This window comes from Marinobacter sp., from assembly GCF_014859525.1.
GTDB lineage: Bacteria > Pseudomonadota > Gammaproteobacteria > Pseudomonadales > Oleiphilaceae > Marinobacter.
This window is the reverse complement of sequence record NZ_JACUUB010000010.1, coordinates 22240-36637: the sequence shown is the minus strand read 5'-3', so window position 1 is coordinate 36637 and position 14398 is coordinate 22240. Positions and strand designations below refer to the sequence as shown.

The window sequence follows — 14398 nt, the reverse complement described above, 5'->3', positions numbered from 1 at the left end:
CCCGGTCAGTAAACTGGTAAAGGCCAATCTGCCATTGTGCCAGAGTCCGGATAGGGGCTCCATCATCCACACACATCGCACGGAATTACAAAAAATTACACTCAGGTAACTCTTCAGTCCTATACTGGTTATATGTCTTGGTGCAGTGGTTATTAACGACATCGCGATCGTGATTGCTTGGCTACAGATTCCGGACATTAACGGCGTTGGTGCCACTCTTTCATGATTTAAAACGCGGTACATATAGCAAACCGGCACAATTAAAATTAAGAATAATCAACCATTGCCGCGCCGGGGGGAGATGAATCATGAAAGCCAGTCATGTGCGTAAACTGATCAAACCGATCGACAGCGCCTATTCTGAGATGTTCTCTGGCCAGGTTTACCGAGTTGGCAAGGGTGCGGTGTCTGTACGTAACCATAGTGGTGCTGCCGAACACACGGTAATTGGCGTGCATGGCTTTCTGGAAAACCATTGTTACTTCACCCAGGCCTACGACGGCCCGACCACAGAATTGATTCTGCTCACCTGCAGCAACTACCACATCCCGGTGAATGGCGTCACGCCCGATAACCCCCACTGGGAAGTGCCGATCAAGCACACTGAAGGCACCATTGAGTACGATGCTTGCATCCTGAACCAGGCACTGAGAAATTTACCGAGCACCCGCAACATTCGCATTCATGGTCATTCACGGGGTGGTGCAGTCATTCTGGAAGCCATGCGCCAATGGCCAGAACTGTATGAAGACGCAGAAATCGTGCTTGAAGCCCCGGTATTGCCGCAGGGTAAGCTGCACGCTCTGGTCACCACCCTGCTCGAACCTGTCAGCCACGGCATGTGGCCCTGGCTGATTCGCTTGATCAACAGCGCGCCGCAGTCCGCCTACGGCCAGACGTTCTTTGGCAAAATGAATCCTCGCAAACGGCAACTACTTGGCAAACTGTTTTTTGCCACCAAAGATCATCTGACCATCGTACGCAATATTGAGAACATCATGGACTGGATGGAGCGCACAGACAGTTCTGCTTACCAACACGTCCGCCACGGCACCTTCCTGATACCTGCCACTGACCGGATCCTCGATCGCACCGCGATGCTGGCCAGCGCCCGCACCAGCCCGACCACCATGCGCATTGTTGAAACCGAAGCGCCCAGCCACTTCATCACGCTGGACAGTAAGGAATGGGTACCGGGCCTGGAAACACTGTCGGTTGCAGCCCAGGGCTGATATCAAACAACACAAGCGCAGGTGCAGTGCTCGCTCCGCTTCGCTAAACTGAGCGCCTTTTAACGGCAACGCCTCAGTCAGCCCGGTTTTGGAGCCTCTGCATGTATCGTGAGCGCCTGGTCACAACGGAAGTGAATTCAGAGAACGCCCACCGGCTAAAACGCCTGTTGCTGGAATACCACGACTTTCGTCAGCTGAAAGCAGCTCACCCCCTGCTTGACGATACCCGCCAGATAGCCGATTGGCAGGCCCAGCGACTGAAAACCACCCATCAGGATCTGTACCACCACCCCGGATACCACACCGGCCTGGAATTCTTGCTGACAGATTTGTACGCCCCTGCCGGCATGACCCGCCGGGACGACAACATCGACCGGATATTTCCAAAGATGGTGAAGTGGCTCCCCGACAACCTGCTGAACACCTTTGCCGGCCTGGTAGAGCTGAACCTGGTCACTCAGAGCCTGGATCTTGAGTTAGCCGAATGGCTTGCTGAGCGCGGCATTCGCACCGATCAACTCAGCGGCACGGCCTACTGCGAGGCTTACCGTGCCAGCCGTCAGTTGCCAATCCGGGAGCGTCAACTGGATCTGGTCGCAGACACCGGTCAGCAACTGGACCGGTACGTTCGCAACCGCAGCCTGGGCTGGCTGCTGTCGATCAGCCGAGGGCCTGCAGAGATGGCAGAACTGGGCGACCTGCACAGTTTTTTGCACCGGGGCTACAGTGCGTTCCGGAATATGGACAAGGTGGACCTGTTGATTGATCGACTGATCAACCGTGAACAGCAAGTCATGCGGAACATACTAAACGGTCACCCGGCGCCGTTTTCTCTGCCGAGCGACCTGTAATCCCGGTCAGGCCTTGAGGATTTGATCGAGCTGGGAATGAATTTCCTGCTCGATCCGGGATTTGAACGGGCGCAGCATCAAACCCAGCTCCAGGTGGATATGCAGATCATCCTCAGCAATGTCCAGCTGCCCTTTGACACCGCTGCGCTTGAATTTCAACACATCGCCCTCCCATTGATAGTTAACATCAAAATGCTGTGAAAGGTCTTTGGCCAGGTTTTCGGCTGCCTCGCGAGCGTGCACCTTGTTCAGGGAATGAGCCCGGTGGATATCAATAACAGACATGAATAGGTTTTCTCAGTGATTTGTCCAGGGATTTACAGTGTAAGTCGGCAATAAACTTGTAGCCAACCCCTCAACGGTTAGAATACGGGATTCAGATTCTGACAGGACTATCTCTCATGAGCGAGCAGCAAACGCCAGGCACGCCCGGCAATGCCCAGGACGACGTTACTCACTTCGGCTTTCGCAACGTGCCAAAAAGCCAGAAGGCCAGCCAGGTAGCCGAGGTTTTCCACAGCGTGGCCGGTAAATATGACCTCATGAACGACTTGATGTCGATGGGCATCCACCGCCTCTGGAAACGTTTTACCATCGAGTTAAGCGGCGTTCGCCAAGGTCATCAGGTGCTCGATATTGCCGGCGGCACAGGCGACCTGACCATGAAATTCTCCGATCTGGTGGGTCCCTCAGGCAACGTCGTACTGGCCGACATCAATGCCTCCATGTTACAGGTCGGTCGCAGCCGCCTGACCGACCGGGGTTATGCCGGCAACATAGAGTATGTTCAGGCCGACGCCGAACACTTGCCGTTCCCCGACAACAGCTTCAACGCGGTGTCTATCGCCTTTGGCCTGCGCAACGTGACCGACAAAGATCAGGCTCTGCGAGACATGACCCGCACACTAAAGCCTGGCGGCAAACTGATGGTCCTGGAATTCTCCAAACCCACCAACCCACTGCTGAGCAAAGCGTATGACACATACTCATTCAGCGCCCTGCCGATGATGGGTCAACTGATTGCCGGCGACAGTGAAAGTTACAAATACCTGGCCGAATCTATCCGCATGCACCCGGATCAGGACACCCTGAAAGGTATGATGGAAAACGCCGGCCTGGTCAACTGCAAGTACTACAACATGACCGGCGGCATCGTGGCGCTGCACGTAGGAATCAAGCCCTGATGTTTCCCGGCCCTACCCTGTCTTCCGCCGCCAGCGCCATCGTAGAACTCGGGCTTAATCAGGCGTTGGCGCTCGACACAGCAGGCCGCCAGGCACTGCTGTCAGCCTTGGTGGGCCCCGTACAGTTCAACATAACAGCGCCGGTTGAGTTGGCCTGGAGCCTTGATCGTGTCGGCGAGCGGGTTCAGGTGCGCAGCCTGCCGGCTGATGCGCCAGCGCTGTCGATTACGGGCCGGCCCATGGCCTTTGCAGCGCTTGCCATGGGCGACACCAGAGTGTTCGCTGACAAGCGCCTGACAGTGGACGGCAACACGGCCCTGGCACACCAACTGCAGCGGGCCCTGAGCCAGCTTGAGCCAGACTGGGAAGCCGCCATGGCACGCCACCTGGGCGATATACCCGCGCACTTTCTGGGCAAGAGCATCCGTAATGCGGTGCACTGGAGCCGGAACGCTGTCACCACCATGAACCTCAACGTGGAAGAATATATCCACGAAGAAAGCCGCGCCCTGCCCGGACGACGTGAGCTGGAAGCGACCTTTCAGGATATCGATGAACTGACGCTGCGCACCGAACGCCTGGAAGCCCGGCTCAACCAACTGGACTCATCCGCCAGCCACCACGATACGGAGAAGCTGTGACCCGTCTGCGACGCCTGTTCCGAATTGCCTGGGTATTCTGCCGCTATCGGCTGGACACCTTTCTGCCGCTGTCGGAACTGCCCACAGCTGTGAAGATTTTCTTTCTGCTAGCGCCCTGGCACTTGTTCCCCCAGCCCAAACTGAGCCGAGGTGATCGCCTGCGGCTGGCGCTGGAAGAGTTGGGCCCCGTGTTCGTGAAGTTCGGCCAGATTCTCTCGACACGCCGCGATTTGCTGCCCGACGACATGGCCGAATCCCTCAAGCAGCTGCAGGATCGGGTGCCACCCTTCCCCAGCGACCAGGCCCGCGGCATTATTGAAAAATCCCTCGGGGCCCCGGTCACCGAACTGTTCGCCGAATTCAGCCCAGACCCGATGGCCTCAGCTTCCGTCGCCCAGGTCCACGCGGCCACCTTGCCCAACGGTCAGAAAGTGGTGGTTAAAGTGCTCCGCCCGGGCATAGACAAGGTCATCCGCCAGGATCTTGGCCTGATGTACCTGATGGCCGGCCTGCTGGAAAAATACTGGGCTGAGGGTAAACGCCTGCACCCGGTCGACGTGGTGGCCGACTATGACTCCACCATTCACGACGAGCTGGATCTGCAGCGAGAGGCCGCCAACGCCAGCCAGTTGCGCCGTAACTTCGACAACTCGCCGCTGATCTATATCCCCTTCATCGACTGGGACTACACCAGCAAATCGGTGCTGGTGATGGAGCGCATCCACGGCACGCCCATCGCCGATGTAGAGACCCTGAAACACGCCGGCGTTGATATGAAGGTGCTGGCCGAAAAGGGCGTCGAGATTTTCTTCACCCAGGTGTTCCGGGACAGCTTCTTTCATGCCGACATGCACCCGGGCAACATCTTTGTCGATATTTCCAACCCGGCCGACCCAAAGTACATCGCCATTGATTTCGGCATCGTCGGCACCCTCGCACCAGACGATCAAAGCTATCTCGCACGCAACCTGCTCGCGTTTTTTCGCCGGGATTATCGGCAAGTCGCCCAACTGCACATTCAATCTGGCTGGGTGCCGCCGGATACCCGGATCAACGAATTTGAAGCAGCCATCCGCACGGTCTGCGAACCAATCTTTGAGCGGCCGCTGAAAGATATTTCATTCGGGCACTTCCTGCTGAGACTGTTTCAGACTGCCCGCCGATTCAATATGGAAGTTCAGCCACAACTGGTGTTGCTGCAGAAAACCCTGCTCAACGTCGAAGGCCTTGGCCGCCAGCTTTATCCGGATCTGGATCTGTGGAGCACCGCCCAACCCTTCCTCGAGAAGTGGATGCGCCAGCGCATCGGCCCGGCAGGGCTGATCAAATCGCTGCAGATGCATCTGCCAGCATGGCTGGAACAATCCCCGGAGATGCCACAACTGGTGCACGATGCGTTGTTGCAACTGCGAGCCAGCGGCCCGACCGAAGAGCAGAACCGCGCGACCCTGGTCCTGATGAAAGAACAACAGCAGCGCAGTGAGCGCCGATGGCGCCGAGGCTTCGTTGCGGCGGTTCTGGCCGGTGCAGCCCTCATTGGCAGCCAGCCAGACGCGCAACAGCTGCTGGTCAGCATGCCGGCCTGGGGCTGGGCCTTGCTTGCGGTTGCAGCAGGCGTCATGCTTCGGGGTAGCCGATAGACAAAAGAAACTCAGGATTCACAAAAATGCAAGATTCCACCGCTAAGGTCGAACAACTTGACTGGTTGACCGAGATTCGCTGGACCGACGACGGCCTGGTGCCAGCCATTGCTCAAGATGCCAACAACGGCGACATTCTGATGATGGCCTGGATGAACCAGGAATCACTCCGGCTAACGGTTGAAGAGGGTCAGGCAGTATACTGGTCCCGCTCCCGGGGCAAACTCTGGCGCAAGGGCGAAAGCTCTGGTCACCAGCAGGTGCTCAAGGACATCCGGCTCGACTGCGACGCCGATGTCATTCTGCTGAAAGTGGAGCAAAAAGGAGGCATTGCCTGCCATACCGGCCGAAGGAGCTGCTTTTACCGCTCCCTGAAAGATGGCCAGTGGGTCAGCGCTGAACCCGTGCTGAAAGATCCAAACGCTATCTACGGCAGTGATTGAGGAGCAGACACCGTGAATGATGTACTGGAACGCCTGGCTCAGGTACTCGACGCCCGCAAACAAGCGGATCCCGACACCTCCTACGTTGCCAGCCTGCACGCAAAGGGGCTGAACAAGATTCTGGAGAAAGTGGGTGAAGAGTGCACAGAAACCCTGCTGGCCGCCAAAGACGCGGAACATTCCGGCGATACCCGGGATGTGGTTTACGAAACCGCCGACTTATGGTTCCACAGCATGGTGATGTTGTCTCGGCTCGGTCTCGGCCCGCAAGACGTTATTGATGAACTCGCCAGCCGGTTTGATCTGTCTGGCCTTGAAGAAAAAGCGTCACGCAACCCGTAACGAGGTACCCCTAACGGGGATTTCCGGGAACGGCACACGTTGGCGTACAATGTCATGCAACAGCAACATTTGAATGAGGACCCCTCATGGGTATCAGCATCTGGCAACTTTTAATTGTACTCGGCATTGTCATCCTGTTGTTCGGAACCAAAAAACTGCGCAACATCGGCACCGATCTGGGCGGCGCCATCCGTGGATTCAAAAAATCCATGAGTGACGACGAACAAAAATCCGCCGACCCCGAAAGCCTGGAAGGTCAGCAAGAAAAGCAAACGCAGGCCGAAGAAAAGCCTCGGGAAAAACAAAGCTGAGCACTACCTGAATGTTCGATATTGGCTTTATTGAGCTGCTGATTTGCGGCATCATCGCCTTGCTGGTGCTCGGTCCCGAGCGCTTGCCTACCGCTGCGCGGGCGGCTGGTCGCTGGATTGGTGGTGCCCGCCGAATGGTCAACCAGTTCACTTCGGAACTGGATCGGCAACTCAAGGCCGAAGAACTTCGGGAAGAGTTGCGCAAAGCCGGCGACATTGGCCTGGAGGACATGGAAAAGACCGTGAGGGGCGCTCTGGATGAGGCGAAAAAGTACGAACATATGATTTTGCCCGACAGCGAAACCCGCAAGCCCCAGCCGGCGCCAGCAACCCGCAAGGCAGAGGAAAAGAAAGAGGCCAACACAGGCAAATCAGCGCCTCAGGAACAGGCCAACAGCCCTGCCACCGCCAGGGCCGAGCATAACCACCAGGGCGACAGCCCATCCTCGCAGAGTCCATCGGATAACCGTTCATGAGTGGTAACCAGACCGTGCCCGAACAGCCAGAGATGCCCCTGATCGAGCACTTGCTCGAATTGCGTAACCGGCTATTGAAAATGGTGCTGGCCGTTGTTGTCTGCTTCGCCTTCATCTACCCGTTTGCCAACGACCTTTATCTCTGGCTGTCATTGCCGCTTCGGGAACTGTTACCTGTCGGCCAGACCATGATCGCCACCGACATCACTTCGCCGTTCTTCGCCCCCCTGAAGCTGGCCCTGGTGTTGGCGGTTTTTGTTGCTATCCCGGTCATCCTTTACCAGCTTTGGAGCTTTGTCGCCCCTGGCCTGTACACCCATGAAAAACGACTGGCCTTCCCGCTACTGTTCACTTCGGTATTGCTGTTCTACGCCGGCGCGGCCTTTGCCTATTATGTGGTGTTCCCGCTGGTGTTTGGTTTTTTCACCGCCATCGGGCCGGAAGGCATTGTGGAACTGCCAGACATCAGCAGTTATCTGAATTTTGTTTTGAAAATGTTCTTTGCCTTTGGTGTTGCCTTCGAGATACCCATTGCCACGGTATTGCTGATTCTGAGCGGGGCCACCACGCCTCAGGATCTCGCCTCAAAGCGCCCTTACGTAGTGGTCGGCTGCTTTATCATCGGTATGCTGCTGACACCTCCAGACATCATTTCCCAGACCCTGCTGGCCTTGCCAATGTGGATTCTGTTTGAGGTCGGAATCTTGTTTGGTCGCCTGGCTCATCGCCGAACCGAAGATACAGCTGAGGGTGAGTCTAGCTCCGGATGAACCTGGCCCTGCTGTTTGACGACGACTTTATCCGTACCGATCGAGCCCTGCTCCGGGGCCGTCGGCTTGAGCACCTGAAGAGCACCCTCAAAGTCAGCACCGGTGACCGAATTCCGGTTGGCCGGGTCAACGGCGCCATGGGCTTTGGTGAGATTATGACGCTGTCTGACCAGGAGGCAGAGCTTCGGGTGACGCTGGAAGGCTCACCACCGCCCGGTCTTCCGCTGACCCTGATCCTGGCCATGCCTCGCCCCAAAATGTTCCGCCGGGTGTTACAAACCTGCGCCTCGCTGGGCGTCAAAGACATCTGGCTGATCAACAGTTACAAAGTCGAAAAGAGTTTCTGGCAAACGCCCTGGCTGGCAGATGAAAGCCTGAAGGAGAACCTGACACTGGGCCTGGAACAGGCCAAAGACACAGTAATGCCACAGGTGCATATCCGCAAGCTGTTCAAACCATTCGTAGAAGATGAACTGCCAGCTCTGCTGGCCGGCAAGCGGGCGCTGGTGGCGCATCCCGGCACCGCTACGCCCTGCCCGACCCACCTTTCCGGGCCAGCTGTGCTGTGCGTCGGCCCAGAGGGCGGCTTTACCGATTACGAGGTGGAAAAACTGGAGGCGGCTGGCTGCGACAGTGTGCACCTGGGTGCCCGCATTCTGCGCGTGGAAACCGCCGTACCGGTGTTGGTCAGCCGTTTGTTCGATGCCTGCCTCTAACCATCGCTAAAGGCTGCTTACTCGTTTACACCCATGGCCTGAGCGGCAATGCGGTTTTTAACGGGACCAAGCTGATTAAGCCAGCGCATACCGGTATTGCGCAACCAACGAACCGACAACTCATCCCGCGCAAACAGCTGCTTGAAACCCTCCATAGCCGCCATCATGGCCAGGTTCTCGCCCTTGCGGCGGCGCTGGTAACGGGCCAGCACCAGGGCATCGTCTGGCGCGAGACCAAGGCTTTTAGCACGTTCCAGCTCCTCCAATAACACTCGCACATCGCCATAGCCCAGGTTTGCACCCTGCCCGGCAAGCGGGTGAATGGTGTGGGCGGCATCACCCACCAGCACCAGACCATCGGCCACATAGTCCTTGGCATGGCGTTGGCGCAGAGGAAACGCAAAGCGCTCTGACACGGCCTCTACCTCGCCCATTTCTTTCTCTATGGCCATTTCCAGTTCACGGCGGAAGCTATCGGTATCCAGCGCCATCAGACGTCGGGCTTCCTGGGTATCCTGGGACCAGACAATGGAACAAAAGTGCTCGTCGCCGGTTTCGTTCAGCAGCGGCAGGAACGCTAACGGACCCGTGCAAGAGAATCGCTGCCAGGCAGTATGGCGGTGCGACTGACGGGTGCGCACCGTACAAACAATGGCCTGCTGATCATAATCCCATTCCCGCGTTGCCAGTCCGGCCCACTGGCGCAGTCTGGACAGGGCGCCGTCTGCCCCCACCACAAGGCGCGCGGTCAAACGGCGACCATCGTCGAGTTCAACACCCTGGTCGTGCGCCCAGGATTTGACCCGAACACCGTCAATCACGGCAACCTCACTGTCGGCCAACTCGTCAAACAGGGCGCGAACCACGTTCCGGTTCTCAACAATGGTGCCGAGTGACCGGGCGTGTAATTCCGATGCATCAAAATGAATACGGCCGGTACCATCGCCGTCCCACACGGTCATTTGTCGATAGGGACAATGCCGGCTGGACTGCACTCCCTGCCAGGCGCCCAATTGTTCCAGTAATCGCTGACTGGCCAGGGAGATGGCACTGACTCTCGGCTCAAAATCCTCAACGCCGGTTGCTGGTTTTGACGGCATCCGCTGAGCGTCCACCGGCGCACCCTCCACCAGGCCCACCAACCACCCTTGCCGGGACAACCCCAAGGCCAGAGCAGAGCCGACCATGCCGCCGCCGACAATCAAGATATCAAACCGCACATCAGCGGAGTCAGTGATCATTGGAGGCAGGCTCCTCAAAGGTATCAACGGATGAAATCACCGGCCGGCGCCCACCCGTACCCATCGCTTTGCGGGCAAACCAGCGCTTGGCGCCAGGCAACAGGTCCAGCCCCACCAAACCGGAGTCTCTGGCGAGGGCCAGTGGCGGTAAGCCATGCCCGAAAATCCGGATCAGAGAGTCCGAAAACTGCACGGTTTGCTGCCAATCCTGCCGGTGCAGGCGCTGGTACTCGCCCAGTATGGCCAGGTCGCCCAGGCGAACACCGCTGTCCACCGCCCGTCGAAACTGCTCAACCAGGGCCGTCAGGCCGCGCAGGGCCAGGTTGAACCCCTGGCCGGCAACCGGATGCAAGGCATGGGCCGCGTTACCCACCAGGGCCACGCCAGGACGGACAGGCTGGTCTACCGTGGTCAGCTTCAAGGGATAATGATGGCACTCACCTATCCGGGTAAAACGCCCCAGGCGCCAGCCAAATCGCTCTTGCAGCTTTCGACATTTATCCTCATCGGACAAGCTCAAAAGCTCTTCAAGGGCTGCGTCGGTTAGTGTCCATACCAGTGCTGACTGATTCTCGGCACGTGTCGGAGAGCCGGAGGGCAGCAGGGCCATAGGACCGGCATCGGTGAAACGCTCAAACGCAGTGAACTGGTGCCGGTCAGTTGTCGATACGTTGGCAATCAGCGCATTCTGGCCGTAGTCTTCGGTGCGGGTGATAAAACCCAGCTGCTCCCTGAGGCCAGAGCGTCCGCCATCAGCCAACACCAGACACTGCCCCGTCAGGCTGCTCTGTACGCCGTCTTTGCGAATCCGGACACTGACACCGCCCGGGGTATTGGTCATGCCGATCACTTCTGCCGGTGCCTGCCAATTCACCCCGGTGGTCAGTAGCGCCCGCATCAGACACAGGCCCATCCACCGGTTATCCGCCACGTACCCGAGGGCATTCTGACCATGATCATTTGCGTTCAGACGCGTTGCCCCAAAGCGGCCCCGATCCGACACGTGGATGTGATGAATGGGTGTGGCATGCTCCGATAACGCCGACCACAGCCCCAGCTCGTCAAAAATCAGTCGGGAGCCCCATGCCAGCGCCGTCGATCGGGCATCGTAACTCGGTTGGTAGTCTTCTGGCACGGCGTCCGGGGCTAACGGAAAGCTTTCCACCACGGTCACCCGCAGTTCTGGCACCACCTTGGCCAGGGCCAGGGCGAGAGTGGCTCCGGCCAGGCCGCCGCCCGCAATGATCAGGTCGGTATCAGTGTCAGTCACGGGTCTGGTCCGCCATCAATGCTTCGATGTCTTCGATGGTCTTCGGCACATCGTCGGTCAAGACGCGGCAGCCTTCTTTGGTGACTACCACGTCGTCTTCAATGCGGATACCAATGCCGCGCCATTTTGCCTCAACATCGGTGTTGTCCGGCGCAATGTACAGCCCCGGCTCGACCGTCAGCGCCATACCCGGTTCAAGCTCACGCCAGGCATCGCCCACCTTGTAATCACCGACATCGTGTACATCGAGGCCCAGCCAGTGCCCGGTGCGATGCATAAAGAAAGGCTTGTAGGCCTCGGCAGTCATGGCATCATCCAGCGTGCCGGTCAGCAAACCCAGATCAATCAGCCCCTGGGTTAGCACCTTTAATGCCGCCTCATGGGGATGATTCCAGTGGTTGCCAGGGCGCACAGCGTCGATGGCCTGATACTGCGCTGCCAGCACCACTTCATACAGAGCTTTTTGTTCCGGGCTGAATTTGCCGCTGACCGGAAACGTCCGGGTGATGTCCGAGGCATAGCATTCCAGCTCACAACCGGCATCAATCAGAACCAGATCGCCGTCTTTCAGCGGCGCCGAGTTCTCGATGTAATGCAGAATGCAGCCATTGGCACCGCCGCCAACAATGGATGGGTAAGCGGTCGAACGGGCACCGTGCTCCATGAAGGTATGAATCAGTTCAGCTTCCAGATTAAACTCGTGGCCGCCGCGGCGAGCGCGCTTCATGGCATGGCGGTGGGCCTCGGCGCTGATCTGCCCGGCCTTGGCCATGACCTTAATCTCGGCGGCACTCTTGTAAAGCCGCATGTCGTGCAGCAGGTGCTCCAGCGCCACGAATTCTCCGGGCGGATGGGCTCCTGCGCGCACCTTGCTGCGGATCACCTTGACCCAGTCCATCACCTGGTTATCAAAAGCATGATCCTTACCGAGCGGGTAATACACCCGGCTACGACCTTCAATCATGCCAGGCAGGATGTCGTCGATATCCGCAATGGGAAAGGCATCGTCCAGACCGTAGCGTTCAATGGCACCCTCAGGGCCGGCAAGAAAGCCGTCCCAGAGCTCCTTCTCCGGATTCCGTTCTTTGCAGAACAAAACCGCCTCTCCGTGCTCACGGCCGGGAATCAACACCAGAACGGCTTCCGGCTCGCCAAAACCGGTCAGGTAGTGAAAGTCACTGTCCTGTCGGAAGGGGTGTAGCACGTCCCGATTCCTGACTCGCTCCGGTGCCGCCGGCAAAATCGCGATGCTGTCTGTTGCCATCCGGTCCATCAGCTTGCGACGGCGATCGGCAAATTCTTTGATGGGAATCATTGAGGCCATGAGATCTCCAGGTCAATGCAGTGTCGGCGCGCCACTGGCCGGCTTTTCCGGCTCATTGAATTCGGTAAACACCGCCAGCGCACCCAGACGTATGTATTCGGTAATTTCCAACAGTTGCTGCTCGCTTTCTTCATCGGAGTCTTCGTCTTCCGACAGCTGGCTAATCGCAACCATATCCTCGATCAACTCGCGGATTTCATCCGGCGCCTGGCCGAGCGACTCGCCCGCGGCCAGAGCCATGCCCTGCAGAAAGCCGCGCACCCAGGCTGTTAGCGCTTCCAGACGTTGCTCGATGGCGTAATCATCATCCGGCAGCAAAGGCTGAAAGCTGAGCTCCGAAGATTGAAGCTGAGCCAGCGCCCTGTCATAGGCACCACTCATAAACGGTGCCAGATCTTCAGACTCGTTCATCGTCTGTTCGGCCAGCCCCATCTGTTCGCAGACCAGAGCCAACCATTCGTTCTCCTGAATACGAGAACCGGCTGCGAGCCGACCACAAAGTAAACCGTGGAGCTCAGAAGGATGGCTGAAGGCTTTGTGAATCGTGTAAACATTGGCCCAGCGCTCAAATTCGGCGGCGCGGGCAGCACCAGAGGTATCGGTGTCAGACATGAAACCGTGCGTTCCTGTATCGGGGGAGCTGGCCGGCTTAGCTATCCACAGCTCCACATGCATTGTGACAAGCCCATATCCTAGCATTCCAGCAGACGCGTGGCACTGACGGCCACATATCAGGCTTGATTTTGTTCGAGCAAAAACACAAAAATGTTATAACATATCAAAAACTACCAGAGGTCTCCGATATGCCTTTCCTGAACTCCGCATTACGCACCGCATCGTTAATAATGGCCTTCGGCTTTGCGGCCATACCTGCGCTGGCATCAGACAATCCCGCCGCGCACCAACATGGTCATGCCGATCTGCAAATTGCCATTGAAAATGAGCGCATCGATCTGCTCCTGCTGTCGCCGGCCTACAACCTGACAGGCTTCGAGCACAAGCCCCGGACCGACGAACAGCGCCAGAGTGTGCAGTCGCTTGAAAGCTGGGCCGCGGAGACGCCGCTGATCAACACCCGGGGCGGGGCATGCTCTCTGACATCTTCAGCAACGCACATTAGCTGGGGCACTATGGATAATGATCATGGGCATGACCACGGGCACAAGCATCATGACAAGCACGCACAGCGCACGGCCCATGCCGATGTGGAAATCACTCAGTCACTGAACTGCCCGGGGCTGTCTGAGGGCACCCGCCTGGAAACCAGCCTGATGCCCCGGTTCCCGGACTTGGAGCACCTGAACGTTCAGTGGGTAGGGCCCCAAGGCCAGGGTGCCACTCGCTTGTCACCAGCCAATACGCAGTTCCAACTAAACCGTTAATCAAAACTCTGTGTAGGGCCTGACCGACGAAGCGAGCATGGAATAGGACGAAGTGCCAAGATCGTTCTCGGTACGATCAATCACCAGCTTGCCCTCTATCCAGACTGGGTCATAGAGGGCTTGCAGAGTAAAACCCTCACTGTATTCGACGTGAATGATCTGATTGGGCGGTGGCGGTGGCACATGAATGCAAGCGCCATAGTACGGAACCAGGAAGAATTCGAGGATGCGCATGTCGTTGGTAACTTTTAGTGGCACCACAAAGCCGGGAATCCGGCCATCAACATCACCCATTTCTGGCACCACCCGCCCGGTCATGATTTCATCCGGCAGCAAAGCGGGGCCGTCCCCCTCGTGTTCGATTTCGGGCATACTCTCAAGCAGGGCAAGGTCTTCGGCGGGCATAAGCTCCAGCCAATCGATTTCCCGGGCTTCTGCATAGACAACCGATGAAACCACCAGCAACATAAGCGGTCCAAGCCGCGCTATCCATTTTCGGAATCGCAAAGTAACACTCATCAAATACCACTCCACATGGGGTCAGCCGTGTAACGGGCACCATCATAACCCACGAA

18 protein-coding genes are annotated in these 14398 nt (G+C 57.6%); 12 read left to right on the top strand and 6 right to left on the bottom strand.

What is annotated here, in order from left to right; translation table 11 throughout:
• Positions 1–308: 308 nt before the first annotated feature.
• Both IBX51_RS04475 and IBX51_RS04470 read left to right on the top strand, forming a co-directional pair.
• Positions 309–1232 (top strand): alpha/beta hydrolase, encoded by a 924-nt coding sequence (locus tag IBX51_RS04475; protein WP_291829093.1) that lies wholly within the window; start codon positions 309–311, stop codon positions 1230–1232.
• Between the two features lie 101 nt (positions 1233–1333).
• Positions 1334–2083 carry a hypothetical protein gene (locus IBX51_RS04470; RefSeq protein WP_291829090.1) on the top strand — a complete coding sequence of 250 codons (750 nt, stop codon included), beginning with the start codon at positions 1334–1336 and terminating at the stop codon, positions 2081–2083.
• 6 nt (positions 2084–2089) lie between these two features.
• Here IBX51_RS04470 and IBX51_RS04465 read toward each other — a convergent pair whose 3' ends face one another.
• Positions 2090–2368, bottom strand: coding sequence for a polyhydroxyalkanoic acid system family protein (locus IBX51_RS04465; RefSeq protein WP_291829088.1), 279 nt, complete (start codon positions 2366–2368; stop codon positions 2090–2092).
• Positions 2369–2484: 116 nt separating this feature from the next.
• On the opposite strand from IBX51_RS04465, the gene ubiE reads away from it, so the two are divergent.
• The 9 genes from ubiE (at position 2485) to IBX51_RS04420 (ending at position 8606) form a co-directional block, all read left to right on the top strand.
• Positions 2485–3267 carry a bifunctional demethylmenaquinone methyltransferase/2-methoxy-6-polyprenyl-1,4-benzoquinol methylase UbiE gene (gene ubiE / locus IBX51_RS04460; RefSeq protein ID WP_291829086.1) on the top strand — a complete coding sequence of 261 codons (783 nt, stop codon included), beginning with the start codon at positions 2485–2487 and terminating at the stop codon, positions 3265–3267.
• Entirely contained in the window at positions 3267–3908 is a 642-nt protein-coding gene (locus IBX51_RS04455) for an SCP2 sterol-binding domain-containing protein (protein ID WP_291829084.1), read from the top strand. Before ubiE ends, IBX51_RS04455 begins: the two co-directional genes overlap by 1 nt.
• Positions 3905–5548 (top strand): ubiquinone biosynthesis regulatory protein kinase UbiB, encoded by a 1644-nt coding sequence (ubiB, locus tag IBX51_RS04450; RefSeq protein ID WP_291829082.1) that lies wholly within the window; start codon positions 3905–3907, stop codon positions 5546–5548. Before IBX51_RS04455 ends, ubiB begins: the two co-directional genes overlap by 4 nt.
• 26 nt (positions 5549–5574) lie before the next feature.
• On the top strand, positions 5575–5991 hold the full coding sequence (gene hisI / locus IBX51_RS04445; RefSeq protein ID WP_291829080.1) for a phosphoribosyl-AMP cyclohydrolase: 417 nt from the start codon (positions 5575–5577) through the stop codon (positions 5989–5991).
• A 12-nt stretch (positions 5992–6003) separates the two neighbouring features.
• Positions 6004–6333: a phosphoribosyl-ATP diphosphatase gene (locus tag IBX51_RS04440; RefSeq protein WP_291829078.1), complete on the top strand. Its 330-nt coding sequence runs from the start codon at positions 6004–6006 to the stop codon at positions 6331–6333.
• A gap of 86 nt (positions 6334–6419) precedes the next feature.
• On the top strand, positions 6420–6644 hold the full coding sequence (tatA, locus tag IBX51_RS04435; RefSeq protein WP_291829076.1) for a Sec-independent protein translocase subunit TatA: 225 nt from the start codon (positions 6420–6422) through the stop codon (positions 6642–6644).
• 11 nt (positions 6645–6655) lie between these two features.
• Positions 6656–7120 carry a Sec-independent protein translocase protein TatB gene (tatB, locus tag IBX51_RS04430; RefSeq protein ID WP_291829074.1) on the top strand — a complete coding sequence of 155 codons (465 nt, stop codon included), beginning with the start codon at positions 6656–6658 and terminating at the stop codon, positions 7118–7120.
• Positions 7117–7890: a twin-arginine translocase subunit TatC gene (gene tatC / locus IBX51_RS04425; RefSeq protein ID WP_291829072.1), complete on the top strand. Its 774-nt coding sequence runs from the start codon at positions 7117–7119 to the stop codon at positions 7888–7890. The genes tatB and tatC overlap by 4 nt, the downstream gene beginning before the upstream one ends.
• Positions 7887–8606, top strand: a complete 720-nt coding sequence (locus IBX51_RS04420) for a 16S rRNA (uracil(1498)-N(3))-methyltransferase (protein WP_291829071.1) — start codon at positions 7887–7889, stop codon at positions 8604–8606. The genes tatC and IBX51_RS04420 overlap by 4 nt, the downstream gene beginning before the upstream one ends.
• Positions 8607–8623: 17 nt before the next feature.
• Here IBX51_RS04420 and IBX51_RS04415 read toward each other — a convergent pair whose 3' ends face one another.
• Genes IBX51_RS04415 through IBX51_RS04400 form a run of 4 tightly spaced genes read right to left on the bottom strand, consistent with a single transcriptional unit; the run spans position 8624 to position 13053 of the window.
• A complete protein-coding gene (locus IBX51_RS04415) occupies positions 8624–9847 on the bottom strand; it encodes an FAD-dependent monooxygenase (RefSeq protein WP_291829069.1) in 1224 nt (407 codons plus the stop codon).
• Positions 9837–11117, bottom strand: a complete 1281-nt coding sequence (gene ubiH, locus IBX51_RS04410) for a 2-octaprenyl-6-methoxyphenyl hydroxylase (protein WP_291829067.1) — start codon at positions 11115–11117, stop codon at positions 9837–9839. The genes IBX51_RS04415 and ubiH overlap by 11 nt, the downstream gene beginning before the upstream one ends.
• Entirely contained in the window at positions 11110–12441 is a 1332-nt protein-coding gene (gene pepP, locus IBX51_RS04405) for a Xaa-Pro aminopeptidase (RefSeq protein ID WP_291829065.1), read from the bottom strand. The genes ubiH and pepP overlap by 8 nt, the downstream gene beginning before the upstream one ends.
• A gap of 12 nt (positions 12442–12453) precedes the next feature.
• Positions 12454–13053, bottom strand: coding sequence for a UPF0149 family protein (locus tag IBX51_RS04400; protein ID WP_291829063.1), 600 nt, complete (start codon positions 13051–13053; stop codon positions 12454–12456).
• A gap of 191 nt (positions 13054–13244) precedes the next feature.
• On the opposite strand from IBX51_RS04400, the gene IBX51_RS04395 reads away from it, so the two are divergent.
• Positions 13245–13823 carry a DUF2796 domain-containing protein gene (locus tag IBX51_RS04395; protein ID WP_291829062.1) on the top strand — a complete coding sequence of 193 codons (579 nt, stop codon included), beginning with the start codon at positions 13245–13247 and terminating at the stop codon, positions 13821–13823.
• Here IBX51_RS04395 and IBX51_RS04390 read toward each other — a convergent pair whose 3' ends face one another.
• Complete coding sequence (locus IBX51_RS04390; protein WP_367166338.1) at positions 13824–14291, bottom strand: DUF3299 domain-containing protein; 468 nt, start codon at positions 14289–14291, stop codon at positions 13824–13826.
• Positions 14292–14398: the final 107 nt, after the last annotated feature.